Consider the following 25780-nt stretch of genomic DNA (forward strand, 5'->3'; position numbering starts at 1 on the left):
GAAAGAACTCTTGTTCTTGTAACAAACTCTTCATAAGTAGTCCCATTTTCAACAGTACAGGCCCTTCCTACTTTTAATCCTTTATAAAAACTACTCAGATAATTGTAATTGCTGGTCAGGTAGTTAAATTTTATTTCCTTTCCGGTTGGTAAAAGAATTCTGGTAATGACAAAATCTGTGGTATTGAAATCCTGAGGATCAGGTGCATTACCACCTCCAACATTTTGGGTCTGATTTCCCGGTTTGAAATAATATTTTATTCCCTGATTATCTGTAAAAACAAATGAGTCTTCAATCTTTACCGTACTATAGGGGATTTGAATGATTCTACCGGCACTGTCATAATAAAACTCTCCTGAGCTGCCACCAATAGCATAAGAATAGATATCCGGCTGGGTATCCGGTGCTCCCAGTCCATTTTTGAGCGTCATAGCAAGGGTATAATCATTTGAGTTCCCTTGGACAGGGTTAAAATTATCAGGATTAATATATTGTATCTTTCCCTTATCCTCCCTCCCAAAAATCTGTTTGGAAAGAGAAAGCCCTCCAACGGATAATGCCCACCCAAGGCCGACTTTTGAAGCAGTTTCTTTTACTTTCACTCCTGAAGCGTGATACTTTAAAGAAATAGGTAAACTAAAATCACCTACTTTGATGGTATACAGAGGAATATCAATGCCTACCGCTCCGGTATGGGTAGAAGTAGGGATATCAATATGTTTGGATAGCTGGCTTGCATCCGGAGATTTTATAGTGAGGTTATATTTACTGTCTTTCGCATCTACTGATTGTGCATAGCCCAGGGCACATCCACAGATGAGCAGAGAAGCTGCAATTACTTTTTTCATCGTGTTTATTTTTTAATCAATTTGGCATTCGCCGTTTTATTCGTATCCGTTTTTATGGTCACCAGGTAAGCGCCTTGTACAAGAGCCTGTGTATTAATCTTGGTAACATTATTTTTAGTTTTTATACTCTGAAGCTGTCTTCCGCTCATATCGTGCAGCATAATTTCTGCTTCTTTAAAATCGAAGCCGATTTCCACATAAGCATAATCTGAAACAGGGTTTGGATAGATCTTGATATCATGTTTTTCTATTAACTGATCCACCTGTTTATCTCCCAGTTTCACAATCTTCCAGTTCTCTTTTCCTAATTCCTCAGCACTGGTTCCGGCCAGAATAATAGAGCCATCTCTGTTAAGTCTCAAATCCGAAAGTCTCTCCTCTCTTTTTCTGGAGTCTCCACTCACATGTTTTCTCCATTGCTCATTGCCGTTGCCATCAAGATAGAGCATCCAAAAGGTCTCATCATCCTTCTCTATTCTTCCTTCCGCCTGGGTATACCCTCCCAGCAATATTCCTTTCGTGGCATCCTGGTTCCTGGATCCTGACTCTTGACTCTGTATCACATTCATCCCCATTAAAATATCCCTGTTCTTGAAATTGTAAGATTTCTGCCATTGTTCATCCCCTCTTTCATTCAGTGAGATCAGCCAAAGGTCTGTGCCTTCTTCAATTCCTACTGATTTGTTTCCGGATCTCTCGGATCTGGATTCTCCACCGATGATAAAACCGTTTGAAGTTATAGCCAGGGTTCTGATATGATCATCGCCTTTCCCGCCAAAGTTCTTTTCCCATTCTACTTTTCCGTTTTTATCCAACTTTACGATCCAGTAGTCGCCTTCACCGAAATTGCTGCTGGCTTTTGGCGTTTGGTTAATGGCTATTGAGGAAGCGGGTCTTTCAGTCGAAGGTTTAGTCTCAGGATTTCCAACCCCGGAACCCCGAACCTCGGAACTCCTTGAATAAATTCCCAGTAATGCTCCGCCGTCTTTCGTGGGTATCATTTTTTCTACTTCGTCCAACCCTCTTCCTCCCAGAATAAGCTGAGACAGTTCTTTTCCATCTTTATCCAGTCTGGTGATCCAGACATCTTTTGAACCGTAACCTTTGGATGAGTTTTGAATATTTCCGGCCACAAAAAAGCCTAAGTCGGTGGTTTGAATCACTGCTTTGGCTTCTTCATCTGAGGAAGTTCCCAAGGTTTTTTGCCACAGTTCATCCCCAAATTCATTAATTCTGATCAGCCAGATGTCCGATCCTCCTCTGGAAGCCTCTTTTTTATCCAGTCCTTTTCCGGAATAGGAAGAGCCTGTCAGTAGGAAACCGCCATCCTGCGTAGTAACTGATGCTGATAAATAATCATGATTCTGTCCGGCAATATATTTCTCCCAAACCTGTTCTCCCTGTTGGTTGAGTTTTACCAGATGGAAATCGTAGTCGTTGTTCTGTTTGTTACTTTGCTGTAATCTGTTGGGCTGGATAGCACTTCCCGTAATAAGATATTGCCCGTCAATGGTAGTGGTAACCTGACTGAGGAAATCCTGCGTAGAAGATTTGATATCCTTCTGCCAGAGGACCTCTTGCCCCTGTAAAGAAATTGCTGTATACAATAGGAGTATACTGTAAAAAGTTTTTTTCATAGTTCTTAGCTTTCTTTTGGCTCCGCCAAATGTAATGCAGTTCCATCAGTGGGGAAATGGGGATATTCCCTGTTTTAACGTTCCGTGATTTCCCTGATATGACTACTATTTGGTGATCCAATTGGTTAACAATTCAAAGATAGATGGCGCATGCGACAATACTTGTCGTATTATTTAGCACTAAATAAATATTCTCAGTTTGAAATTTTTAAGAGTTGTGAAGGTAAATTTTATCCTAACAACATTTTATAACTTAGGTTATAAAGTCAATAACCTAAGTTATAAAGTTCGATTTGTAAAGTTATTTTTGATTATTTTAGCATATTAAAATAATGAAATGCTTACACTTGGAACCAAGCTCACTAGATTAAGAAAAAAGAAAGGATACTCACAACAGGAAGTTGCTGATTTATTGGATATATCTCAACCTGCCTATCATAAATGGGAAACTGATATCACTCATCCAGACCTTGAGAACCTTTTAAAAGTCAGTAAGATCTTTGATGTCGATCTTAGCTATCTTACAGAGGAAGGGAGTAATCTCATATCAAACAACCAGTTTGAGGGTTCCAATATTGTAGCAAATCATCAGCATGTGATTAATATGCATTCACCTGAACTAATAGACCGTGTCCTTAAAAATCAGGAGCAGATTACAGAAATTCTCAATTCCCAGAATAAACTTATAGAGGCGTTAATAGGTAAGATCAGAGAGTAGATCTATTGAATTATTTATTTACTGCATCGTAACCGATATTATATATCCCTGCCATCAATATGGCGGGGATTTTTTGTGTCTGTTAATCAAAATATAAAAGTAGAGTATAAAACATGTATACTTTTCGCCATTTTTTGTAGTCGTTTTTGAGAGAAAGTGTATTAGAAATCTACACCTGGGATTGGAATATGTAATTTTGACCATACCCATACTTTCACCGTTCCAAGAGATCTATCCTTATCCAATAGAGGGGATTATCATAAGTTTAAAATATATCCATAATGTCTTAAAATTATAAGGGCTTTTGATGAGCCTATTACTGTATATTAGAAACAAATACAAATATTACAATTTGGCGAATCTGGAAATTTTGCTAAGATCTATACCATATCTATTAAAAGCCCTGTACATATTGTTATACTTAACAAAGTTATGGCTTATTGCAACTTCTTTCAATGTTTTTGAAGTAAAAAGAACGTCTCCAAGAGCACCAATCATCTTTATTTTTAGATAATGGCTATAAAAGCTGTCGCCCCAGTATTTTTTAGAATCACTGTGAATCTTATGGATACTGAGTTCCTTCCCTATGATCCAATCCCGAAGCTGAGGATGTTTAACAGAATCATACTCTTCCAATAACTCCGAAAGATATGCATAACTTCCGGGCGAGTTCTCAATCATATTCCTTGGAATAGAGCACTCGGTTAGACATATAAAAATCCGTTCTAAGTTATCTTTCCATATAATACCGCTTACACAACAGAAATTGGGGAGTATAGTGAAATGGATATGAAAAGGTAGTGGGGAATTTTCTGTCATTGTATGTTGCTCGGGTAGATATTCCATAATTTTAGAAACAGAGCTATCGTCATTATTAATATCGGAACCAAAATAGAGGTTTCCCTGCAAAATACGTTTATAAAACCGGAAATCTTTAGAAAGCCAGCCAAAATTAGAGAAACAGCCCGTATATAACTGTGTTATATTGGCAACCTTTCTAGATAAATATTCAGTATTATGTATATAAACCTGCTTTTTGACAAAAGACAGCGCAGAAAAACGCTCCATAGAATGATTCATTACTTTGTCAAATAATATCATCGCATTAACATTCATATAAGCCTCCTTTTGGACATAAAATGGTCATTGATAATTGAGAAACTCACGAGTCCCAATAAACATGATTTATTATATTAATTTAAAGTTTTTTTTAATCAATGAAAGAAATAACCAAAGAAATGGGTATCCCTTGATCAAATAGCACACTGTATGTAACAAACACTCAAATATCATAAGGCTATAATTATTGAAACACGGCAATTTTCTTTTTGTTAGAACCTTATATTTCTTCTCTTCTTTTTCTTTTTGGTCAGAGGAATTTCTTCGGGTTCCTGATTATTGACTGGCCCCAGGCTTAAAAGTGAAAATAAGTCAAAAAGTATTTCACCTGTCTTAAAAATTTCTTCAAAAGCAGAAAATGGAATATTATTTTTTTCAGATAGATCTTTGCATATTCTGCTCATTTCAAGGGTTAGGTTTTTCTCATCCATCGAACTATAATGAGGGGAGGTTAAACGCTCGGAAAGGACCTGCTTTTCCAGTGCCTGAATAACAGAATCCATATATTTTTTCTTTTCACTAGCAAGGACATTGGGATTAGTTACAAGCAGGGTGTTTGTGCTCTTAAGATCAGCTATTTCCTTTTTTTGAGATTCGGTTTGAAGTTTTAAATCAGAAATTTGTTTACGAAGGGACTGGGTCAGATCATTATTTTTTAGCAGCTCGGCATTGTAGAGTTTAAAAGCTTTTCCGTAATTTTCAATGGTCTTTCCGGTTTTAACATGCTCAAATCCCAAAAAGTCAGTCTCTTTAACAATAAGGTCTTTAAAAGAATTACCCTCTAACTCAGTTTTCATATTGTTCATTTTCATTTCTAAGGTCTTAAGTTCTTCCTCTTTTTTCTGGATTTTGAATTCAATGGCTTCCAGTCTTCCCAAGGAACCCACATTACCTCTTTCCATACCGAGGCATTCAGCAGTAATATCTTGCATTTTGGAATAATGAAATGACTGATGCTTTAATGTTTTTCCTGTTTTCAGGTCTTGCCAATCCGCAACAAGATGTGCATGAAGATTAGGTTTCCACTCGTTAGATTCTTTGTCCCAGTGACCTTCATCCTTATGGATAGCAATCTGAAATACCCTTATTCCCAGTTCCTGCTCTAATTTTTTAGAGAGATCGTGAAGATCTTTCATGGTGGTGTCTTCCTTGATAACCACCACAGCTTCACGGATCGGCATCGCATTACTTTGTAACTTCCGACCTGATTTTTCCTTGCAGTAAACTTCTATTTTTTGCACTCTATCCACAATCTTATCTTCCTGCCAGTATTCATTTTTAGAGGTCAGCTCTTTACGGATATAGTCAAAAGTCTTTTTCCTGAAATTGTGGGCCTCAGAATCAGATTTTGCAGCTTTAAAATTGATTGAGGTTTTCATGATATTACTTTTTTGATTAATGTGAATAAAATTTTATATTTAGCTCCGATAGAGCTCTGCTTTGAATCATCAGTGCATGAACTATAATGATTAAGAACCGCTAGGCAGCCCGTTTTTATGGGGCTGCTTTTTTAGCCCCTGCGGGCGAAGTAGAAACTTTGTTGGGAGGGTACCGACCTTCAAAGTTGCGAATGAGCTCCTAACTCTTGCGGACAGTTTGTAAAAAGCACAGTGCTACATCCTGCGCTGCCTCTTCATTATCCTGTTAGTTTCTTTGATGGTTGATGCCTGTTTTTCTGCATCGTCCGTTTTCGGTTTCTGCATGTCACTTTCTTTTGCCGTGGCGAGGTATTGGTGCTTCCTTTTTTCCATGAGGTATTGATTCAGGTCTTTATAATCTGAATAGATGTGGGAAAAGTCCTTTGCGTGGGGATAAGCATCTTTGATTTTAGCAGTGCAATTTTTACCAGCCTTATCGTTGTCCAGAAATAAGTTGATTTCAGAATATCCTTTAAGGTACTCAATAGCGGTTTTGAGTAGACTCACCGAGTTGAGCACAAGAAGGTCTCCCTGATAGCTGCCTTTCATCTCAATGAGAGAGAGGGCATCCACGAAGCCTTCAACAACCGCTATCCTACACGCTGGAATTCCATCATGGGATACTGGTAGATCATTGTCATGATGTACTTCTAGATGTTCAGCATTCTGGGCTGCTGGATTAATATGCAGGATTGAGATGTCCTTATTCAATAATGCCCCTTTGTAGTAAGCATTACGCAGTTCCCAGCCCCCGGATCGGTTCTTAAACCCAAGAGCATAATAGGGTTTCTCTTTTATACTGAACCAGATTTCCTTTACATAAGGGTGTATTTTTGACGATAATCCTCTTGTCCGAAGATAGTCTATAAGATTGGGATGATGTAAGTCCATAACCTTTTCTATCCTATATTCGGTAGGTGTTTTCCTAATGAGAATAGATTGCTGGGGAAAAGAAGAAAAGTTATGCTTTGATGCCCATTCAAGTACCCCTTTGATACCAGTATTTAGGTATTTCTTCATAAAATCGGTCGTGGTTCCGCCTACACCTTCTGAGAAAAGGTACCATAGGTTAAGCCGTCTGTCAACCTTGAAAGAGGCATGGGATTCAGCGCCAAAAGGGCTGAGATACCATGCTTCTTTTTCATTTTGTCGGGTTGGAAGGTGTCCGAGAAAAGCGAGGACTTCTTCCATCCCTATGGAATTTAATTGCTTACAGTTCATTGTCGCAGTATTTAAATTTCCAAAATAACTTTAATAGGACAGCACTACTGAAATATGGCATTTCACTTCCTATTTTGGCCTTGAAATTCCTAATAAAATAATACAAATAAGTCATTAATTGTTGATTTACAATAAATTCATTAATTTTATATTATGAATTTATCAATGTGGAAAGATATATGTGATTAAAGTTGTTTAATAAAAAACTCCATGATATGTTTCGTGTATTTACATTTCAGGATTGGCAAGGTCAATGGTTTTACGTATATGATGAAAATCTTGATCATTTGGCATTATTTGGGTTAAATCCCGAAGTTTTGCAAGGCCATAACTGTATCCATCTTCGCTCAAAGTCTGAACTTCCCATTCCTGGCGATTTGCCATTCGAAGTTTATCTCAGTAATCTGGAAGAGACAAGAAGACGTCAAGATAATGGATTTCTAGCCCAGCAGTATTTCAAACGCGACGCTACGGCACAAAAGTTTATTGTTGAGGAAATTCCGCAGGACATAGATAGTTTTAATAACTACAAAGTAATTGATTCACTGCCTATCAAAAGAGCAGATTTTAATATCAAGAACTGTAAAAATATTGAAGTCGAGGTTAAGTGTCTCACCTTCTATCTAATTCATGACTTCTTGTATTTCTATATTAATTCCTATGAAATAGAGAAGCTCGAAAACCTGAATGTAATAACAGGAAAAAAAACAATTCTAGCTATATATAATCAAGCATACATTGATCAAGAAAATTGTTCAGTAATAATGATTAAGCTTTCTACAATAAAAAAAAATAAAACATCTGTTATCTATGATAAAGATAAAGATTGCTATAAGGTGCCATTAAGCTTAGCTAAAGAAGGATTTGAACTACTGGAAAAATATAGAATAAAGCAGGATTTATATAGGAAATAATATATAGAATCTAATGTAAATAATCCTTGGGAAGTCATTTACAAGTTTATTTCACAATAGAATCGGTCGTAATATACCGACCCATTCTGAGAAGGAATACCACAGGTTAATTCTCAGATCAACTTTGAAAGAGGCTTCGACTCAACCCCAAAAGGGCTGGGATACAATCCCTTGGGTATTCTTACGCGTGGGAGGATGTCCGAGAGCACGCAGGACTTCTTCCAATTTTACGGAATTTAATTACTTACAGTTCATTTTCTGACAATAAGGCTCAGAAAATACAGGATTCAATGTATGAATTAGCGTTACATTTCCTAATATGTAGTTTAATTTTGAATAAGGCAATAAGACCTGTGATCTGCCCCAGAAAAGAAAAAATCATAATCCAAAATAACGATACAGTAAACAATATGTTAATCTGGTAAAGCACTTTAACAAAAGTTAAACTGTAAAAGTGTAAAGGTATTTTACCTTAAAAGTATTTTACAATTTTAGCGGCAGAAACTAGGGTTAACCTACACACTTTATCTAAAATATTACACCCTGAAAGTAAAGAAGAAGGTTATATACAGAATAAAAAGACTGAAAAGAAGGCAAATAATATTTACAACAAGTAGGAGCATTCCTAGTCCAGACGCTCTTGTCCTAGCAGCAAATATAATTGCAGCTACAATGGAAAGAAAAGCAAGAAGACTATGAATTTCTCAAGATCAAGTGTATACAATGTTTCACTTGCTGTAAACAAAATTATAGTTAGGAAGACTTGGATAAGGGTAAAAACCAGACTTAATTTTAATGCTGACAACTCTTTATTTTTTTTATTAAATCTTTTGATTGATGGTTTTTTTTATAAAATACTCGTTCTATACATCACAAATATAATCAATTCGCAATACAATATTTTGCAATTTCGCTTTTGAAATAGATATTTTAGATTGCTCACAACAGGAAAAAATATTTTAGACAATACATAGATAATTTTCATTATATGTGCAAAATATCCTTTCGTGGGAAAGGAGCAAGTTATCTTTTGAGCAGCTCGAAATAAATTCCGCAGCTCAAAACTACTTGCCCTACGGGATTTGAAACATGCTCCGAAGTCGCTGTTTCTTTCTAATAGAAAAGGGTATTTCTGTATTTCAGTATAGCCTACAATTTGGCAAATAAAGGTAAAAAGAAGACACTAAATTCCACTTTAACAGAGTGCATTCGATCGGAGATTAATTTTCCGAAAAAGATGCCATTATGTTAAACAAAGAAACTGTCACAAAAGAATTGTGGAATCTTCTACAAAAATTAATGAAGGAAGAAACACTTCAGAATTTTAATCTGGTTGGAGGAACCGCTTTGAGCCTACAGATCGGTCATCGGTTAAGTATTGATATAGATCTTTTTACAACTAAAGATTTTGATGTCCATGGAATGCTGGACCAACTGCAAAATAAACATTCAGCCACGGTTCGTAATATTGGGAATAATACATTAATGATAAATATAGGGAATGTAAAGGTAGATATTCTATCTCATAAATACGACTGGCAAAAACCTATAAAGGTAATTGATAATGTTCGTTTAGCATCCTTAGAAGATATTGGGGCCATGAAGCTCCATGCGATCTTCCATAGCGGAACACGATTGAAAGACTTTGTGGATATGTACTTTCTTTTAGAAAAGAATTCATTGAAAGACTATTTAGAAACTTATGAACGAAAGTATAACGGAAATGCGGCATTAGCAACTTATTCTCTAGCTTTTTTCGATCACATTGATAAAGAATTAGGTGTTAAGATGCTCAAAGGAAAAGAGCATAGATGGTCAAAAATATCAGGCCGATTAAAGGAAGCTTCGTTAAATCCTCTAAAGAAATTTCTGCCACCTCCAAGCATGGGAAAAGGAAGAGGATTTAGGCGTTAAATCATTGCGTAGTTAAAAATAAATTATTATATTTATATATAAGAAAATCAAAAGGTTACATTATGAAACCAAAGTTTGAACCACATTTTTTTTGGGATACAGATACGGATAAGCTCGATTGGCGAAAAGCTTATAAGTCAGTTATTGCACGTATTATAGAACGTGGCGGGCAGGATGAAATTGATGAGCTGGTTCGTTTTTATGGCCATGAAAAAGTGATCAAGGCAATTCGGGACGAAATACATTTTCTCCCGAACTATGCAATTGATCGGGCCATAAAATTCTTTCCTGAAATTAAAAAAGAAGAAATGCATTGCTACTTGAATCGTAAGGATAAACCCTATCACTGGATATAAGCTCTCTTTATATGTAATGTAGTGTATAAAAAATATTAAATTAGTAGGTTTATTTTTATGAAGTATACAAATCAAATGTATAATTGCTTTAACGAAAAAGGAGAAGTCAACCTACCCGATAAGCTATTTATTAGCGACTGTTTCAAAAATGGAATCGAACCTGTGGTCTTTCTCGACAGTTGTGTTTGTTTGCATATTATTAAAGTCGTAGAGCATAAAAGAGAAGCTAAGGGATTGGATATTAGGAGAATACTAGCTTTAAAGGAATATATAGCAAAACATCCGGAAATAAGAATAGATTGCTTTTTTAGAGCTATGTTCACAAAAGGAAATTTTTGATTCGGAAAAACTTTACGACTTTAAGCTTCGGATAGATTTTTTTTTACAAATCCCAGTAAAGATTTTTAGGAGCTTTAAATATGATTTTTACCGTGATAATTTTGTATTCCGAAGGCTTCCAGAATTGAAAGGCAATCCAATGGCACCGGTAAACCAAATTTTGAAAAACTCTTATTGTACTTTACTTAAAATAAGGAGTCTCGCGACAAAAGGGTTATCAAAAAACATGGCTGAACATAATTTAAATATTCTTGTAGACTGGATGACCACTGAACTGGATATTTTCAGAGGTGCTGAATATAAATTGGGCATGAATATTTTTGGAGGCAATACTGAATTCAGAAAAATGATTGGTTTAGATAGCAAGCCTACGGATGTCAAAAAAAAGCTTAAAGGAACTGCTTGGGATATGTTTCATTGTAAATTTACTGCAAATAGCTTTCGCTTATCTGAAATTTTACAACGATCTCTTTATCCATTTTTCCTGACAAGTGATTCGAACCTATTTAAAATATTCCAAAATTTTAGTTTAGAGATTGTTAAGGATGGCGGAGAAGATTTTGTCACGTCCTTTGTAATGACTTCTGATTTTTTATTTCCCCATCTTGATAAATCTTTTCTTGAAAAAAATAACAAAAAACTCTTTGATCTTTTCGTGGAACGACGAAACCAACAACATGTATTTAATGAAGAAAAGGTAGATAAAATGATTTTAGAACTTGAAATCGAAAATAGTGTCCCTAATTCGTAAAAATTTAAGTAAAGTACCCTTGGGTAGCCTAAAAAGCAGACAACTATAGAAGTGTCTGCCTTTTTTAAGTATATTAAATTCTATACATTATTGCCTCTTCTTTCTTTTTCTTCCCTGAACATAAATCCGACGTCCCTGCGTAACTGACGTCTAAAATCTTTTAGAGCAATAATCATCTTATCGATTTGTTCAGGCGAATGTCCATCCTTAAATGCAGGATTTTTCATCAAAGAGTCTCTTAGGGTATAAAAGCTTTTTCGTGCCTCGTTTGAAATGATCAGATTGATGACTCCTGTTTTCCATTTGATAATACCTTCACAGACGGTTTTTATTTTAGCAGGATCTATATTTCCTCCCTTTTCCTTATAAATCTCATCTAAAATTTCAAAGGCTTTCGGGTAATGCTCAAGCCTCAAATCGTAGAGCTTTGAAGTAAAAGCCCTATTATTTGCTTTATTAAATTGTTCTTCTTGAAATCTTTTATTTTTAAAAAACTGAAACAGGGTTATTAAGGAGATCGTCAACGATACCAGTGCCGTAATTAATGCAGGTGTTAAAGCTCTCATGACTATTATTTTAATGCTTTATTAATACTCTGGAACAGTTTTTCCCACTGTTTTCTTTCTTCTTCAGTCAAAGAATTAACCTTGTTAGATCTAGTCCAATTGACAAATGCCTTAGCAAGTTTGTATTTAGAAAATCCTTTGATTTCTTTACTGAATATATCTATGATTGGTCTTGAAGGGTTTTTCTTTATAACTGCTGATACATCTACTCCAAATTCTGATTTTGCAATGCTCACAAGCGTATCTCTCAACAAGTCTTCTATCTCTGGTTTGACTATCCCACTACAGAAATCCTTCGTTCTTAGTATATTTTTATTTCCTAGTGCATGGACAAGATTATCTTGATTTGCAGCCTGATCCCCAGCATTATCAGAATCTAATAAAGCTGCAATCTTCAAGTTATGAGCATGCAAAATAGTCGCATAATAGACTACTTTTCCGGCAGAATTTGCAAAAACCAAAGCAATTTTATCATCCAACTTTTCCAATCCTCCTTCTCTAAATAAATTTGCAGTTGCATCAATATACCAATAATCGGTTAATCCTTCTAAGACTAGATTTTTTTGTTGAGAAAATAAACTTTGAGCAAGATCATATCCTAGAGCTTCCTGTAAAGGTAATAATCCAGCCGGATCACTTGATGAAATTGTCGTATGGACTTTAGTTCCTTCTTCACGAGACTTGAGTTCAACAACTCTAACAAGATCCAATTCATCTGGTCCGACCAAAAAGGGAGAATGTGTTGAATAAATCGTTTGATTTTTTTCAGCTAAACGTGATAAGGTTAATCTAAATTCTCGTTGCTTTAAAGCATGTAAACTCATGCCTGGCTCATCAAGCAATAGTATAGCATTTTTATGTTTGTCCATCGCTTCTGCGAAAAATACGACATAAAACGATACTAGCCATTGGAACCCTTCGGATCTCTGATCAAGTTCAATTTTAACGCCCAGCTCATCCTCAACCACCACTTTCAAGTATTGCCCGTCTGCCTGAATTTGTAGTTTTTCAGCCTCCGGTCTTTTAGGATTAGGGTTCCAAATATTCTTAATTTCAGTTGTTAAGCGTATACTTGCAGCATCAAGCTGATACGATCTTCTATCCAGCGTATCACGGTAAAGTTTCAACCCCTCTACATCATTACTGCTTGGACTAGCCGTTTTACCAATTGTAGATAATTCTCTTGGCGAAAAGCCTAATAATTTCAATAAACAAAGATTCCCATAATCATAGAATTTATCGTCATCCATCAGATTTCCTTCAACCCGGTTAGCCAGATGTTCCAAATGTATTACTGGCTTAACCTTAAAATAGTTGTTAAATAATACAAATACCGGAAGTCTGTTTTCTAAAATTTTCAAAACTTTATCTCGGGTTTCGTTATTTTGTATTAACTCTTCCATTTTTTTGTAACGAGCGATTTCTTTTTCATTGTCTTCATCAATTTCTACAAAAATCGATTCAAACCACTGAATAAATTCAGGAGTACTTTCCTTCGAAACTACTTTCCAAAAGGACTTTACAAATTCATTAATCTTCTCACTGTTTACAGTAGTTCCGCTTTGAGTATCCAGATGTTTACCTAATCGTAATAAATCATCTTTTAAATCTTTTAAATACACGGCCGCAGGAGCATTTTCTAAGTAATGGTATGGTTTATTATTTAAATTCTTGGAACGGACATAATGACATTGATGAAAAGTGGCAGGAATTAATTTTTTATCCTCGTCATCTAATGAAAACCATCCTCTTACCACCTCAATTTCAGCAGCCTTTATTTTTCCTGTGGTAATATCATTATATAGTGATCTGGGATAATCCCTAATTTCATCGAAGCCATCGACACCCTTAGGCAGATTTAACTGCTGTAGAGCCTTTAATACAACTGTCTTTCCTGCTTCATTTGGTCCAACTAAAATAGTTTTAAGCTCTTCTAATGTAAATTCACCTGTATCTTTAATTGACCGATAATTTTGTATTCTTGCCTTTGCTAATCTCATTGGTTAATAGTTATTTAATTAATATTATGACTTTTTGTATGTCTAACGACATGCCAATATCATTCCCTCGGAAATATTGACAGAAATTTATAAAAAAATGATTAAATTATATTAATTCTAAAAGTATCGCTATACTATTTCGTCAGATAAGGAAACTGAAGGAAAAACAGTACCAATGAATTCCACTTAAAATAAACGTGTATTTTAAAATATAAATTTTGTAAATCAAAATTTATAAATATGGATGCAATCACAAAAAATGACCTCGAAATACTGAGAGCGCAACTAATTTCTGACATTGCAATGCTGATTGATGCTAAATCAACGAGTCAGAATGAGCAGGAAGAATTTGGCTGGTTGCGCAGTAAAGCGTTACGCAAGAAGCTGAATATATCGGCCTCGACCTTACAAAACCTACGGATCACGGGAAAAATCAGGTTTAAGAAAATTATGGGTTCTTATTACTATAAGAGCGAGGACCTCAACCATCTATTTGATGATGGAGACTAATGTTGCACAACGATGGTTCGATTTTATGGACTTTTTGGACAATGATCCCAAACTGAATGTCTGGCATATTTCGTTAATGCTCGCCATCGCTAGGCTCGCCTGTAAACAAAAGGAAAATTGGGTCATTCATGTAAGCCGGAGTAAGCTGATGAAACTCTCACATATCGACTCTATCACAAGCTATCACCGGTATTTCAAAGAACTTCAGCAGTTTGGATACATTAAATATATACCTTCCTATCATCCACATTATCGGAGTACAGTGGAAATTATAAAAAGGTTTGATGTACGAAAATAGCAATCAAAATCCTGCAAAAATAAACTTGCAGGATTTTTCAATTTATGCACATAAATAATAGTTTGATTATTTGCTTTTTCCTTTCTATTATGCACTTTTGTACCTTTTGTTAAGTCCTTAGAATATTACCAACCTTAAGGGGGCCCACCTTAACGTTTTTATTGTACTTTTCTATAATTTCAAAGCTCAAGGGCATCTGCTTAAACCATTCTTTGATGTCAGCGAAAAAATTACGATCACTCATAAAACGATTAAAGTTAATTTGTGATTCTTCATTTTCCAAATTAAGAAGATATTTATTAAATACATTAGTAGCGACAAAACTTCTCGCTGATTGGTGCATTTCTTTAAAACTTTCATCTTCATGATGTCTTAAAATATAGGTATTGAGGTTCAATTCAGGGCTTTGAAACTTATGCATCAGGCACCTATGTAACACAATTTTGGAAAGTGTTAAAAATGGTATCAACGTTCTGTCATCTGGGGGAAAGTCAATACCTGGCTTTGAATAAGTTGAAATAATATTGACCTTAAAAAGATAAAAAGAGGCCAGCATATCAGAATAACATGTTTTATCATTAAAGACAAATTCATAAAGACCATCTTTATAATGTTCAGCAGATTGGAAAACGTTATCTAAACTCTTAAACACTAAAACAGGTTCTTCTAAATGAGTTGCTACATAAATTCTAGCAAAAGCTTCTTTATCTACGACGTTTACATTATCGGGGTTATTCCTAAATTCTCCACGTCTTTTTTCATACCATATATTGTAGGCATAGGATTCGATCTGCAATCGCTCCTGAATAGGATCGTTTGCATAAAAATCCGCAGGACGTAACGGATTTTGCGAGTTCGTAAACTGGGTAATAGCTCTATCGAGAATAGAATCGTTTGAAACGATCAGCCTAAAAGAGATCTTAGCATGGTCATCCATTCTTTTTCTTTGAGTCTTGGATGCCTTTTCATAACACTGATATACAGTAAATGCTGTCTGTGCTCCATTTATTAATTGAAGGTCCTGAAGAACGATTTCGGTTGCAAGGGCACTAATTTCAATTTTAGAACTAGATATTCCGGTGATACCATTATTGAAATACCAAAATTGATCAGGTTGCTCAAGTAAAGTTTTTGCAATTTGTATATTGTAATTAGAATTAGGTAGAGGATTCCGTAGATTCCTATAAAACAATTGGAAACCAAACCTTTTAAAAAGATTATACAAAACCTTTGGTTTTATTAAAAATATATAAGCTTTATTTTTACCAGAGAATTCTAAGAGATCGCGCCTACATTGGTCATAACGGTCAATCTCAATAATCACAGGTACGTTTTCCGGCTTATAATTGAATTCAAGAGGATTTTCCAGAACAACTTCTTTATACATTGTTTCAATGTAATCTCTTTTAATTCTGTTAATATCTAAGATTTCTAGGTCTATTTTAGGGCTATATCTAACTTTAAAGGAGTCAACATTCTCTGATACATCCGGTGATTTGTTGCATAGTCCAATAAAAAGAAATTTTACACGGCCATTTTTGGCCAAATGCTTTTGAAGTTCTATGTTTTTCTTATTAAACTTCAAATTATCTGTTTCTTGTCGGTTGCCTGTTAGGATTGTTTCAAAATCATTGATTGCTTGTTTAATATCCTTCGCATCCATGTTTGCTCCTATGTTTCCAATCATGTTCCATTTAGATTGGATTACATAAAAGATTTCTTCGTTATTTTGGTTTTTCTTGTTAAAAATAATATCACACGATTGGTCATTGGGGCCATCTGTAATATAATCTTTATAATTCGCACTTAAGCCATAAAATTTTATTATCCAAACAAGAAATGCATAACTCTTTCGTTGTTCTATCTTTTTAAAGGGGAGAGGGCCAACCTGGTCGATCTCAATTAGGATCTCGTCCAACTGATTATCAACAATTTCATAAAATGCATTATTTGTCATTATCTCTTAATTATTATTGAATCAAATATACGAAATCAAAAAAAGAGCGCTTCTGAGATGTATTAGTCATTTCCAACTAAAATACTATTTTTAACAGCATCAATCATGGTATCTTTTTTACAATTCTAATAAACGAACTCAATCGGTTAATACCTTAACTCTACAGAGCATATTTTCAAAAGAATCACATCTATCAGAAAAAGAAATATCAGAGTGATTGCTCCGGGCACTCTTTAAGTCCTGGAACTCTTTTTCGAGCTGTTCAAGCAATTTCTCCAGATCATGGTTAAAATTACCTGTACTTCTCAGCTTGGTTTCAAGCTGCTTCATTTCACGGGCTATGGACGCCTGTTCGGTCATGGCATACTCTTCCGTCTGCTTAATTGAGTAATGTCCCAGCATTTCCTTGACTACATGGATGGATACTCCATTGTTTAGTGTGATCGTACTGGCAAATGTTCGTCTCGCTTTATGCGTATTGAGCGTTTCCTGAATGTCACATAATACAGCAATTTCTTTTAGATACTCATTCATTTTTTGATTTGAACGCCCGGGAAGTACAGTTCCTCTTTTTAGACATTGGGGATCATTCTTATATCGAGCCATAATCTCCAATGCCTTTGGAAGAAGAGGAATATCGGTATCTGATTTTGATTTTTGCCTGCTTGACATAATCCACATGCTTCCATCGTCTGCTTCTTTAATATTTTCCCATTTTAACTGAAAGGCATCAATGTAAGACAATCCCGTGTAGCACTGAAATATGAAAATATCCCGAACGACACTTAGTCTTTCTGATCTGAACTCTTTTTCTTCGATCCGTTTCAGCTCCGCTTTTGTCAGTGGCTTCTTTTTAACCTTGGTTTTCTTGCTGACAAACAGTTTGAATGGATCTTTGGGAATGATCTCTTTTGCCACAGCCCTCAAAACAATCTTTTTAAAATTGCTGATATACTTCAATGAAGTGTTATTGGAACAATGTCTTTTGGTTTTAAGGTACAGATCATAATCCTTGACAAATTCATAATTAAGGGCACTGAACTCCAAGTCAGCCATATTATACTTATGCTGGATAAATTCCTGCACATGGGAGCGTGCTGTAATATAACGCTCATGTGTACCTTTGGAATATTCCCCAGTAATGACCAGTTTGGCCATCTCATCGTTATGCTCCTGGAATTCTTCAAGGACTTTATTGCGTGTCCTGTATCTTCCGTTGACAAAATTAATGAGATCAATAGAGGTAATGGGAATATCATTATTCATTAACTCTGTTCTGTGACGATTGATCTTAGTGGTTAAGGATTCAAGAAAAAGATTAATTGTTCGGGCATCTTCTTTTGTCCCAATTGCTTTACCTTCTTTCTGATCCCATCGGTTGGGATACCATTTTCTTTTGGTGGAGGTCTCTTTAGGAATACCATCTACGGTGATTCGCAAGTAAATGTGGCGAATCTTTTCGTTTTTTGAGCTCTTTAAAAAGTAGGTGAGCCCGTAGCTTTGTTCTACTAACATAATTCAACATTATTAAGGTGATAAATGTCAAACTAAAAGCTCTTCAAATCAAGATGTTTAGATTTACAACGCGTTCATTTTAAATTAATTACATGTGTTTTTATAGCTTTTTGTATTCCGTTTTTGTGGCAATTTTTATCTGATTTAAAAATTGCCACAGTATTGCCACAAACTTTTGGATTATTTTTGAAAATTACAGCAATCACTGTAAACAAAAAAATCCTGCAAATCATTGATTTTGCAGGATTTATCTATTTTTTGACGCTTTTTGAAAACTTCCGTTTTCGCATCTTGCGGAGAGTGAGGGATTCGAACCCCCGGACCTGTTACAGTCAACAGTTTTCAAGACTGCCGCAATCGACCACTCTGCCAACTCTCCTTAAACTCCGGCTATGCCGTTGTTTTCAGTGGTGCAAATATAGAAAAATTTATATTAATTCACCAAATAAAAAATAGCCCATTGCCTATATAAAGGGCTATCAGTAGTTTTTCCATCTTTAATGAATTGAATTTCAGTTTTCAGAGAATCTAACAAAATCTGGTTCTCATTGGATTTATCCGATTAAATTTTAATCAAACACATTGATTTTTACTAAAATTATAGAAGTAAGTAGTATCGCGATTATTAGTCATCCAATTTTACTTCAAGTTTCAGTTTCTTTTCCACACCTGAAATATATGTAGTCCCCTCAAAAACGAGTCCCTTATTTTCATCAATCGTAAAGATCCCATTAATATCGTTATGCTCCATGAAATACAAAGCAATATCGTAATTGTCCAGAGTTTCTTCTGTAACGGCTATCTCAATCTTGTCCCCTCGCATCTGATATGGGACTTCTCTTAGATAAAGTTTTGGGGGATATAAGGCCCAATTCCATTCACTTTGTTCGTCGTCTGATAATGCTTCAAACAGTTGCTGATCACCAATAATTGTTAAATCATTAATAACTGAATTTTCATTGTCAATTTTGTACATTATTTTACCAACACCAAAATTATCATTACCGAGTATAAATTTTTGCATCTGTCCTGTTGTTATTTATTGCAATATAAAAAATAGAAGGCATTGATGGGATAAAATCTAAGAAATTAGTCTCGGTGGACAAAAATAATCTGGCGATCTTTACTTCCCCAATCTGCCGGAGAGTCAGCTTCTTCAATTCAACCCACTCATCTATTGAATATCATCCATTGAAGTTTACAAGAGCTCATCAACTTCATACAATTCAATTTTTAATCAGTTTTTTAGTATTGGAATTTTCACAAAGCTGTCATTATACCATTTCACTTTTAAGGGTTCCTTTGCATCTTGTATAGTTTCTTCAGATACTGTTCTTCCTGTTCCATAATTTAATTCGGAAAATGGATTCTTATTTACATTGAGATAAATTAATAACCGGCTTCCCTTGCTTAGCCGTTTGCTTACAAGGTGTGTATTCGAGAAAGGAATGGTTTCAATTGTATTTGGTTTCAGCAGTTTTCTTTTTGTAATATCCGTTGAATAGCTTGCTCTTCCAATAAAATAAGATAAGTGAAAATATTCTCCATTGGGCATTACCTCATACAATGTCACGCCAATATCCATATCCAGCTTGTTAATACTCGCCTTAATTTCGCCTAAAAATGAACCATTTATTATCATGGATTCTTGTAAAGGTTCACTTATAAAATTAAAACCGTTAGTGGTATCAATTTCTTTACGAATAATGGGTTCCGGATAATAATCGTTATTTGTTTGTGTTCTGTCTGCAAAATTAACTTCCTGAGATAAATAACTTCTTTTGGACGGCTTCCCGGAATTCATGGAATAAAATTTACCGGACTTATCATGGGTTAAATATAGGGTTAAGAAACCATTATTCATTGTATCAATCGATGGTGCACTTCGCCATTCATTAGCCCCCATTACCTCATAGTTGATTTTGTCTTTTAGGATTTCCGGTTTAGTACCGTTTTTTAGAATATAATCAAACCATTGATAAGTAATGGTATTGATGTCGAATAAAGCAACCGGATCTACCTTATATTCATATAGAACACTTTCTCCGCCGCTTTGTGTACCAAAGTGTCCGTAAGGTCCAATGATAAGGTAGGCAGGTGTTTGTGGGCTATATTTTTGAAGTTCTCTTATATAGTACAATCCAGAGCTTTGTCCATCATTATAATACCCATCAAATGCTAAAACAGGAATATTTATTTGGGCAAAATCTTTCTTATAGGGTGTCATCTTTTGCCAATAGCTGTCGAAGGACGGGTGGCTTACCCATCGTTGAAACCATTTATTAGGAACACCGTCTATGCTATCTAATTTTTTGTAGGCAATTCCTGTTTCCCACCATTTGTCCTGCATTTTCCGGAAGCGCTTTCTATCATTTCCAGCTATGGTATCAAGATATTTGTTATTTCCAACATAGAAAGACCATTCATAGTTGGGGTTTACGAAAATATTATTTTCTACAGGTAACCCTTGACCAGGCCGGGCCGCTACTGAAGGGACAATTGTTTTGAGTGCAGGATGAAGGACTTTGCAGGCTGCCCATTGTGTAAAGCCATTGTAACTGCCTCCATACATCCCAACACTTCCATTGCACCATTTTTGTTTACTGATCCAATCAATAACATCATAGGTATCATTGGCGTCATTTTCGTACGGAAATATTTCGTCCGGACTAAATCTTTTTCCTCTTGCATATACAATAACCCCCACATAACCATGATCTACGGATTTCTTTAATGATATAATATCCCGTCCCGTATCTCTAACATAAATAGTGGATTGAAGTATGACCGGCTTAGGGGTTTCATCCCCCTTTTCCCTGACAACCATTAAAGATAGTGTTGCTCCGTCTCTTGTCCTTACAAAAACACTATCCTGTATATTATAGGTACTTTTTAAATCCTCAGTTTTCACTTTTCTTGTTTGTTGGGCCTGGCAATAGAAAAGTCCCACAAACAGAATAATGAAGTTCAACAATATTTTCATCGGTTATTTTTACTTTAAATTATTCTTTATTCTCACCAAAATTATCAGTTGGTTTTTAAAGAATGCTAATGTAGGGGGAATTTATAGATAATAATAAACTCTTTCTATTATATATTTATTATATAAAAATACGTTGAAATTAAGCCCTTGAGGACTCAATAGTAAAGTAGAGGTAAAGTAATTATGAAAGACTAATTCACCAAAACTTAGCTAGTTTGCTCCCGAAAACGAGCTACAGGAAACAGTTCGTTGTTTAATTAAATAAAAAATTACTTTCAAATGTCATTGGCTTCAGTTATTCCTTTACTTATGATGTAACTTGCTATCTATAGGTGCTTCCTCTCTATCAATCATTCCATAATCTCTGACAACTTGTGCTATTCGTAAATGATAATCTTTAAAAATATATGCTCTTCCCTTTGATTGCGCAACCCGATGAACTTCTAAAGCCCGCCACTCCAGTATCGCTTCTTCATTTTCCCAAAAGGATAATGATAATATTTTCTCCGGATCATAAATACTCTGAAACCGCTCTATCGAGATAAACCCCTTAATTTTATCCAGTTCTGATCTCAAACTTGAAGCAATGCTCAAATATTCATCTTTAAATCCTTTAGTGGGAATTACCTCAAATAGTACCGCAATAGCATGTTTATTTATTTCTTTCATATTTTATCTCAGATTTTAAAAAGTGTAGTGTTTCTTCATATAATTGGTAGCGACTTTTTTCAAGGTGCATGACATGTGTAGCCTTTTCAATAACAACATATTTTTTGTATGGTGTGTTTTCCAATGATCTAAAGAGTTTTTCACTGTCAGTGTTATTTGGATAACCATCCCACTCACCTCTTATTATTAAAACAGGTACTTTTATAGCAGCAGGATTATAATATGACTTATTATGCAGCAGGTCTTCCATGTCTGCGGCATAACCTTTGGGAAAGCGCACACTTGCTACTTTAAATTTTTCAGCTAGCGGATCCGATTGCAACCAAACACGCCCCCACGTTTTAAAGATCTCAGGGGCTAGCTGGCAATCTTTACCTTCTGGAGTCAAGTTTTTCATTGAGGTAATTCTCTGCTCTGGTGTCATCTCTTCATATGAGCCTTCAATTTTTTCAATATCCGATGGATCCTGTCTCTGGGTAATTGTAGAAAATAAAATTAGTTTTTCAACCTTGTCGGAAAACTCAGATGCGTACAGAGCTGCAACTGTACCACCCCAGGAGTGCCCAACTAAATAAACCTTTGCTTTTCCCGTGGCTCGCATAATGAACTCAACAGCTTTATCCACATCTTTATAAACATCCAAAGCCCTCCCAATAGGCGCCCCTCCCTTTATAGCTGTTTCCATCTCAGGATAGCGGTCTGCATTTCCATAACCTAAAAAATCAAGTGCATATACATCGTATCCGTTTTCGGCAAGGTTATCCATCCACGAATAATTATTCATCTTGAAACCAAAAGCTAATGCAGACGGAAATGAAGAACCATGCAGAAATAATATAGCATAATCTTCTGTGGTAATGATCGGCTTTTTATGTGTCAGTGCGATGCGTAGGCCAGAAATATGGCTCTCGGTTTTTATTATTTCGTAGTTATCCATCATAGTAAATTTTAAAGTATTATTGGCTGTTTGGCCATAGGTTGCTGTCACAAACAACAGGAAGAAAAAGAAATTTGGTACATGGTATTTCATTTGTAATGATTTTTTAGAAATACAAAGTTGGGGAATGATTATCTTTAACACTTCATTTTATACTTAACTATAAATGTTATCAAATGGAAAAAGAAATTGGATATATAACCTCACTCATTGGCGATCCTATCCGGACAACTATTTTGTGGTCGCTTCTTGACAACAAAGCCTATACCGCTACCGAATTGGCAATACACGCAGATACATCGCCTCAGAACATAAGTATGCATCTTAATAAATTGGTACAAGCAGATTTGTTGACCGTTGAACGGCAGGGAAGGCATAAATATTATAGATTTTCAAAGCCCGAAGTTGCTTATGCTATAGAAGCCATAGGTAATCTTATTCCTAACGACAGACATAAAAAAATTGTCAGCAATACTGACAATTCTTCAATTAAATATTGCAGAACTTGCTACGACCATCTAGCTGGTAAGGTGGGTGTACTACTTACAGAGGCATTATTAACACACAAAATAATTGACTTCGATGTAAATACTTATATCGTGACCAAATCAGGAACAAGATTTTTTGCAGAACTTGAAGTAAATATTGAGGATCTTAAAAAGCAGCGCAGAGCCTTTGCCAGACCTTGCCTGGACTGGAGCGAAAGGAAGCATCACCTTGCAGGTTCCCTTGGCGCCGCTTTGCTTGACAAAATGTTATCCCTTGACTATGTCAGGAGGACAAAAAATTCAAGAGCAATACTCCTTACATCAAAAGGAAAACAGTATCTGTATGAAAGGTTTAAAATTTCTGTTTGACTGTCGTATACTTTAAAATGAAGTACCTATTTTATCTTTTATCATGTATGAAAACGAAGCCAAACTAACATAAAATACCTTGTCCATCAATTACTTAGCTTGCTTTTGAACTCTATTTCCATAGTATATTTATCGATTCCTTCAGCAAAACCATCCGGTACAATATCCATTATGGTAAAACCATTCTTTTTATAAAATTCTGCCGTATGCTGTGAGGTTTCAATTTTTAAGTTTTTATCAGGATACATTTTTTTCAATAGATCTAACCTAAATTGAGTTAATAACTTACCCATCCCCTGCCCATGGTATCCGGCATGTATCATACCCCAGGATAGCCCCGCCTCATTTTTCTTTTTATCTAAAAAAATTCCGCCACAGCCTACTACCAGCCCCTTAGCCTTAATTATATAGTAATTTTCTTCAGTTTCATGATCCAAAAAATGTTCAAAAAGCGGCAATTCCTCAGCAGCAAAAAACTTAGGGAGATTACTTTTAAAGATTTCGATACAATTCTCTCTGAAAGAGGCTGTGTATTTGGTGATTTGCATAGCAGTTTCATAATTGTCACTAAGTTACAACAAAAACAACCTCCATAAAAAAGTACGAACCGGTTAAATCTCGAATCTATTCCGATGGTTATTCAATAGGGTTTATCAGCCACACACCAGCGCTCATAATCCTAGAACAATATCTATTATTTACAACTTGGCATAATATTCTAATCAATTAAGAAAAAAACATTATGAAAGCAATTAAAACAATAGGACTTGCAATTCTTCTAGGATCGTTTGTTTTTTCATGTGCACCCAGCCTGAAGTCCAATGGAAATCATGGACTTCCTCCTGGACAAGTAAAAAAGGTAACTGGTGCTAAATCAGCAAAACAATACGCTCCCGGACAATATAAAAAGTAATTTGATACATTTCAGCTTGCCTTAAAGTTTAATATATGGACAGCTAGCTCGGAAAAAAAAATTCAATCGGACTTGATACGGAAAGTAAACAACATGATCACTATGACCAACAAAGAAATTTTAGAAAAAGCAAATTCTGCCATTGTTAAAGGAGATTATGAAGGATTTTTGACTTTTTGTGCTGATGATGTGAGATGGATTTTTGTCGGAGATCAGACTTTACATGGAAAAGAAGAAGTCCGGCAGTATATGGCAAAAGCCTATCTTGAACCCCCTAATTTCAGCGTGGAAACGATAGTGGCTGAAGGAGAATTTGTAACAGCAATTGGGAAAATACAGATAAAAGATGAAGACGGTCAATCTTCAGATAGTTCTTATTGTGATGTCTGGAGATTTCAAAATCAAAAAATGGTGGAGCTCAAGGCCTTTGTCATCCCTGACTAATTGAATAGTTTAGCTTTCTTGAACGTGCTCTGACTCTGACTTCGGAAAACCATTACACATTAGCAAAAGTTAATGCCGAATGGGGTAATACAATCCAGAATAACGAAAAGTTGAAGCTGATCTAAAGCGGTTTAACATATGGTACATGACCGTTGTTTAATAATAGATCTGCCGGTCTTTAATATCAACCAACTTATCTTTCTCCATTTTTTTCACTGCACGAATTACTGTTTCCACCCGCAATCCTGTTAGGTTTGCAATCTGCTGTCTGGTTAATGGGATTCGGTACCTGTCTTTATCTTTTCTGCAATGATATTCTTTATAATAATCCATCAAAGCTTTGATCTTGGCTTGTGGATCTATGGCTGAATTATTAAACAGCATGATATACTTATAAAAAAGCCTATCCGAAAGATGCTCAAATAATTTAAACATCACTTCCTGATTTTTAGACAGCAGCTGAAGGAAGCTGGATTTTTCCAACTTAAGCACCCTGGTATCAGTCTTTGCCACAGCATTCATCGGATACTTCTTATTACCAAAAAGTAGGGACTCCCCTATACTCTGCCCTTCGGAAAGAATGTTTAAGGTAAACTCTTTACCATCTTCGTGATAGTTATTCAATTCTACTGTCCCGCTTATGATCTGGAAATAATAATACGGTGTACCTCCATTTTCGTAAATAGTTTCCCTTGCGGAATACTCCTCATATACTGCTCCATTGTCGAGCAAAAGATTTTCATCGATTATCATATCTTCAATTATATTTTGTTATGGTTACAATGTAGATCTTAGTAAAAATTGGAATGAAACCGAATGCAAAATTCAGACCACAGCTGCTTAGCCGCTTGCTCTATAAAAAGAATAAGAACCAATATTTTTCAACGATTTATTCT

25 protein-coding genes and 1 tRNA gene are annotated in these 25780 nt (G+C 35.4%); 10 read left to right on the plus strand and 16 right to left on the minus strand.

The annotated features are described in order from the left end of the window. The coding region (locus tag B8967_RS09235) for a hypothetical protein (RefSeq protein ID WP_228406106.1) at positions 1 to 848 on the minus strand (848 nt) is incomplete at its 3' end. Positions 849 to 853: 5 nt separating this feature from the next. Then, complete coding sequence (locus B8967_RS09240) at positions 854 to 2485, minus strand: T9SS type A sorting domain-containing protein (RefSeq protein ID WP_084085890.1); 1632 nt, start codon at positions 2483 to 2485, stop codon at positions 854 to 856. 337 nt (positions 2486 to 2822) lie between these two features. On the opposite strand from B8967_RS09240, the gene B8967_RS09245 reads away from it, so the two are divergent. Continuing rightward, the gene (locus B8967_RS09245; RefSeq protein ID WP_084085891.1) at positions 2823 to 3203 is read left to right on the plus strand and encodes a helix-turn-helix domain-containing protein; all 381 of its coding nucleotides are present in this window, start codon (positions 2823 to 2825) and stop codon (positions 3201 to 3203) included. Between the two features lie 345 nt (positions 3204 to 3548). Here the strand turns inward: B8967_RS09245 and B8967_RS09250 are convergent, their stop codons facing one another. The 3 genes from B8967_RS09250 to B8967_RS09260 all read right to left on the minus strand — a co-directional run bounded on the left by B8967_RS09250 (position 3549) and on the right by B8967_RS09260 (position 6931). After that, positions 3549 to 4319, minus strand: coding sequence for a hypothetical protein (locus B8967_RS09250; protein ID WP_084085892.1), 771 nt, complete (start codon positions 4317 to 4319; stop codon positions 3549 to 3551). 215 nt (positions 4320 to 4534) lie between these two features. Then, positions 4535 to 5701 (minus strand): plasmid recombination protein, encoded by a 1167-nt coding sequence (locus B8967_RS09255; RefSeq protein ID WP_084085893.1) that lies wholly within the window; start codon positions 5699 to 5701, stop codon positions 4535 to 4537. A 234-nt stretch (positions 5702 to 5935) separates the two neighbouring features. Continuing rightward, positions 5936 to 6931, minus strand: coding sequence for a toprim domain-containing protein (locus B8967_RS09260; RefSeq protein ID WP_179140050.1), 996 nt, complete (start codon positions 6929 to 6931; stop codon positions 5936 to 5938). Between the two features lie 245 nt (positions 6932 to 7176). Between B8967_RS09260 and B8967_RS09265 the strand changes: the two genes are divergently transcribed. From B8967_RS09265 to B8967_RS09285, 4 genes are all read left to right on the plus strand, one after another. Next, positions 7177 to 7875 carry a hypothetical protein gene (locus B8967_RS09265; RefSeq protein ID WP_143330496.1) on the plus strand — a complete coding sequence of 233 codons (699 nt, stop codon included), beginning with the start codon at positions 7177 to 7179 and terminating at the stop codon, positions 7873 to 7875. Positions 7876 to 9120: 1245 nt separating this feature from the next. Next, a complete protein-coding gene (locus B8967_RS09270) occupies positions 9121 to 9789 on the plus strand; it encodes a nucleotidyl transferase AbiEii/AbiGii toxin family protein (protein ID WP_084085896.1) in 669 nt (222 codons plus the stop codon). A gap of 62 nt (positions 9790 to 9851) precedes the next feature. Further along, positions 9852 to 10145, plus strand: a complete 294-nt coding sequence (locus B8967_RS09275) for a DUF6922 domain-containing protein (RefSeq protein ID WP_084085897.1) — start codon at positions 9852 to 9854, stop codon at positions 10143 to 10145. A 478-nt stretch (positions 10146 to 10623) separates the two neighbouring features. Beyond that, positions 10624 to 11235 (plus strand): hypothetical protein, encoded by a 612-nt coding sequence (locus B8967_RS09285; protein WP_084085899.1) that lies wholly within the window; start codon positions 10624 to 10626, stop codon positions 11233 to 11235. An 80-nt stretch (positions 11236 to 11315) separates the two neighbouring features. Here the strand turns inward: B8967_RS09285 and B8967_RS09290 are convergent, their stop codons facing one another. Both B8967_RS09290 and B8967_RS09295 read right to left on the minus strand, forming a co-directional pair. After that, positions 11316 to 11801: a hypothetical protein gene (locus B8967_RS09290; RefSeq protein ID WP_084085900.1), complete on the minus strand. Its 486-nt coding sequence runs from the start codon at positions 11799 to 11801 to the stop codon at positions 11316 to 11318. A gap of 5 nt (positions 11802 to 11806) precedes the next feature. Continuing rightward, positions 11807 to 13801, minus strand: coding sequence for an AAA family ATPase (locus B8967_RS09295; protein WP_084085901.1), 1995 nt, complete (start codon positions 13799 to 13801; stop codon positions 11807 to 11809). Positions 13802 to 14041: 240 nt separating this feature from the next. Between B8967_RS09295 and B8967_RS09300 the strand changes: the two genes are divergently transcribed. Then, positions 14042 to 14311 (plus strand): helix-turn-helix domain-containing protein, encoded by a 270-nt coding sequence (locus tag B8967_RS09300; RefSeq protein ID WP_084085902.1) that lies wholly within the window; start codon positions 14042 to 14044, stop codon positions 14309 to 14311. Beyond that, positions 14298 to 14609: a hypothetical protein gene (locus tag B8967_RS09305; protein WP_228406108.1), complete on the plus strand. Its 312-nt coding sequence runs from the start codon at positions 14298 to 14300 to the stop codon at positions 14607 to 14609. The genes B8967_RS09300 and B8967_RS09305 overlap by 14 nt, the downstream gene beginning before the upstream one ends. A gap of 109 nt (positions 14610 to 14718) precedes the next feature. On the opposite strand, the gene B8967_RS09310 is transcribed toward B8967_RS09305, so the two are convergent. From B8967_RS09310 to B8967_RS09340, 7 genes are all read right to left on the minus strand, one after another. Next, positions 14719 to 16566: an AIPR family protein gene (locus tag B8967_RS09310; protein ID WP_084085904.1), complete on the minus strand. Its 1848-nt coding sequence runs from the start codon at positions 16564 to 16566 to the stop codon at positions 14719 to 14721. Positions 16567 to 16704: 138 nt separating this feature from the next. Next, on the minus strand, positions 16705 to 18081 hold the full coding sequence (locus tag B8967_RS09315; protein ID WP_084085905.1) for a site-specific integrase: 1377 nt from the start codon (positions 18079 to 18081) through the stop codon (positions 16705 to 16707). Between the two features lie 294 nt (positions 18082 to 18375). After that, positions 18376 to 18460 (minus strand) — tRNA-Ser (locus tag B8967_RS09320). Positions 18461 to 18706: 246 nt separating this feature from the next. Further along, entirely contained in the window at positions 18707 to 19105 is a 399-nt protein-coding gene (locus B8967_RS09325) for a hypothetical protein (protein ID WP_084085906.1), read from the minus strand. Between the two features lie 213 nt (positions 19106 to 19318). After that, complete coding sequence (locus B8967_RS09330; RefSeq protein ID WP_084085907.1) at positions 19319 to 21064, minus strand: CocE/NonD family hydrolase; 1746 nt, start codon at positions 21062 to 21064, stop codon at positions 19319 to 19321. A 303-nt stretch (positions 21065 to 21367) separates the two neighbouring features. Further along, positions 21368 to 21733 carry an antibiotic biosynthesis monooxygenase family protein gene (locus B8967_RS09335; protein WP_047490795.1) on the minus strand — a complete coding sequence of 122 codons (366 nt, stop codon included), beginning with the start codon at positions 21731 to 21733 and terminating at the stop codon, positions 21368 to 21370. Continuing rightward, entirely contained in the window at positions 21717 to 22763 is a 1047-nt protein-coding gene (locus B8967_RS09340) for an alpha/beta hydrolase (RefSeq protein WP_084085908.1), read from the minus strand. Before B8967_RS09340 ends, B8967_RS09335 begins: the two co-directional genes overlap by 17 nt. A gap of 83 nt (positions 22764 to 22846) precedes the next feature. Between B8967_RS09340 and B8967_RS09345 the strand changes: the two genes are divergently transcribed. After that, positions 22847 to 23527, plus strand: a complete 681-nt coding sequence (locus B8967_RS09345) for an ArsR/SmtB family transcription factor (RefSeq protein ID WP_084085909.1) — start codon at positions 22847 to 22849, stop codon at positions 23525 to 23527. Positions 23528 to 23613: 86 nt separating this feature from the next. Here B8967_RS09345 and B8967_RS09350 read toward each other — a convergent pair whose 3' ends face one another. Continuing rightward, the gene (locus tag B8967_RS09350; protein ID WP_084085910.1) at positions 23614 to 24075 is read right to left on the minus strand and encodes a GNAT family N-acetyltransferase; all 462 of its coding nucleotides are present in this window, start codon (positions 24073 to 24075) and stop codon (positions 23614 to 23616) included. 194 nt (positions 24076 to 24269) lie between these two features. Between B8967_RS09350 and B8967_RS22455 the strand changes: the two genes are divergently transcribed. Both B8967_RS22455 and B8967_RS09355 read left to right on the plus strand, forming a co-directional pair. Continuing rightward, the gene (locus tag B8967_RS22455) at positions 24270 to 24440 is read left to right on the plus strand and encodes a hypothetical protein (protein ID WP_179140051.1); all 171 of its coding nucleotides are present in this window, start codon (positions 24270 to 24272) and stop codon (positions 24438 to 24440) included. Positions 24441 to 24542: 102 nt separating this feature from the next. Beyond that, positions 24543 to 24884, plus strand: coding sequence for a nuclear transport factor 2 family protein (locus B8967_RS09355; RefSeq protein WP_084085911.1), 342 nt, complete (start codon positions 24543 to 24545; stop codon positions 24882 to 24884). A gap of 156 nt (positions 24885 to 25040) precedes the next feature. On the opposite strand, the gene B8967_RS09360 is transcribed toward B8967_RS09355, so the two are convergent. Then, the gene (locus B8967_RS09360; protein WP_084085912.1) at positions 25041 to 25637 is read right to left on the minus strand and encodes a Crp/Fnr family transcriptional regulator; all 597 of its coding nucleotides are present in this window, start codon (positions 25635 to 25637) and stop codon (positions 25041 to 25043) included. Positions 25638 to 25780: the final 143 nt, after the last annotated feature.

The organism is Chryseobacterium sp. YR221 (assembly GCF_900176315.1).
GTDB lineage: Bacteria > Bacteroidota > Bacteroidia > Flavobacteriales > Weeksellaceae > Chryseobacterium > Chryseobacterium rhizosphaerae.

Bases quoted from the DNA above. Each gene is read 5' to 3' on its own strand.
- B8967_RS09335 (WP_047490795.1), bottom strand. From the start codon at position 21,733: ATGAAAGAAATAAATAAACATGCTATTGCGGTACTATTTGAGGTAATT.
- B8967_RS09285 (WP_084085899.1), top strand. From the start codon at position 10,624: ATGGCACCGGTAAACCAAATTTTGAAAAACTCTTATTGTACTTTACTT.
- B8967_RS09260 (WP_179140050.1), bottom strand. From the start codon at position 6,931: ATGGAAGAAGTCCTCGCTTTTCTCGGACACCTTCCAACCCGACAAAAT.
- B8967_RS09330 (WP_084085907.1), bottom strand. From the start codon at position 21,064: ATGAAAATATTGTTGAACTTCATTATTCTGTTTGTGGGACTTTTCTAT.
- B8967_RS09275 (WP_084085897.1), top strand. From the start codon at position 9,852: ATGAAACCAAAGTTTGAACCACATTTTTTTTGGGATACAGATACGGAT.
- B8967_RS09315 (WP_084085905.1), bottom strand. From the start codon at position 18,081: ATGTTAGTAGAACAAAGCTACGGGCTCACCTACTTTTTAAAGAGCTCA.
- B8967_RS09250 (WP_084085892.1), bottom strand. From the start codon at position 4,319: ATGAATGTTAATGCGATGATATTATTTGACAAAGTAATGAATCATTCT.
- B8967_RS09245 (WP_084085891.1), top strand. From the start codon at position 2,823: ATGCTTACACTTGGAACCAAGCTCACTAGATTAAGAAAAAAGAAAGGA.
- B8967_RS09310 (WP_084085904.1), bottom strand. From the start codon at position 16,566: ATGACAAATAATGCATTTTATGAAATTGTTGATAATCAGTTGGACGAG.
- B8967_RS22455 (WP_179140051.1), top strand. From the start codon at position 24,270: ATGAAAGCAATTAAAACAATAGGACTTGCAATTCTTCTAGGATCGTTT.
- B8967_RS09255 (WP_084085893.1), bottom strand. From the start codon at position 5,701: ATGAAAACCTCAATCAATTTTAAAGCTGCAAAATCTGATTCTGAGGCC.
- B8967_RS09240 (WP_084085890.1), bottom strand. From the start codon at position 2,485: ATGAAAAAAACTTTTTACAGTATACTCCTATTGTATACAGCAATTTCT.
- B8967_RS09265 (WP_143330496.1), top strand. From the start codon at position 7,177: ATGTTTCGTGTATTTACATTTCAGGATTGGCAAGGTCAATGGTTTTAC.
- B8967_RS09350 (WP_084085910.1), bottom strand. From the start codon at position 24,075: ATGCAAATCACCAAATACACAGCCTCTTTCAGAGAGAATTGTATCGAA.
- B8967_RS09360 (WP_084085912.1), bottom strand. From the start codon at position 25,637: ATGATAATCGATGAAAATCTTTTGCTCGACAATGGAGCAGTATATGAG.
- B8967_RS09305 (WP_228406108.1), top strand. From the start codon at position 14,298: ATGATGGAGACTAATGTTGCACAACGATGGTTCGATTTTATGGACTTT.
- B8967_RS09295 (WP_084085901.1), bottom strand. From the start codon at position 13,801: ATGAGATTAGCAAAGGCAAGAATACAAAATTATCGGTCAATTAAAGAT.
- B8967_RS09270 (WP_084085896.1), top strand. From the start codon at position 9,121: ATGTTAAACAAAGAAACTGTCACAAAAGAATTGTGGAATCTTCTACAA.
- B8967_RS09325 (WP_084085906.1), bottom strand. From the start codon at position 19,105: ATGCAAAAATTTATACTCGGTAATGATAATTTTGGTGTTGGTAAAATA.
- B8967_RS09340 (WP_084085908.1), bottom strand. From the start codon at position 22,763: ATGAAATACCATGTACCAAATTTCTTTTTCTTCCTGTTGTTTGTGACA.
- B8967_RS09300 (WP_084085902.1), top strand. From the start codon at position 14,042: ATGGATGCAATCACAAAAAATGACCTCGAAATACTGAGAGCGCAACTA.
- B8967_RS09290 (WP_084085900.1), bottom strand. From the start codon at position 11,801: ATGAGAGCTTTAACACCTGCATTAATTACGGCACTGGTATCGTTGACG.
- B8967_RS09345 (WP_084085909.1), top strand. From the start codon at position 22,847: ATGGAAAAAGAAATTGGATATATAACCTCACTCATTGGCGATCCTATC.
- B8967_RS09355 (WP_084085911.1), top strand. From the start codon at position 24,543: ATGACCAACAAAGAAATTTTAGAAAAAGCAAATTCTGCCATTGTTAAA.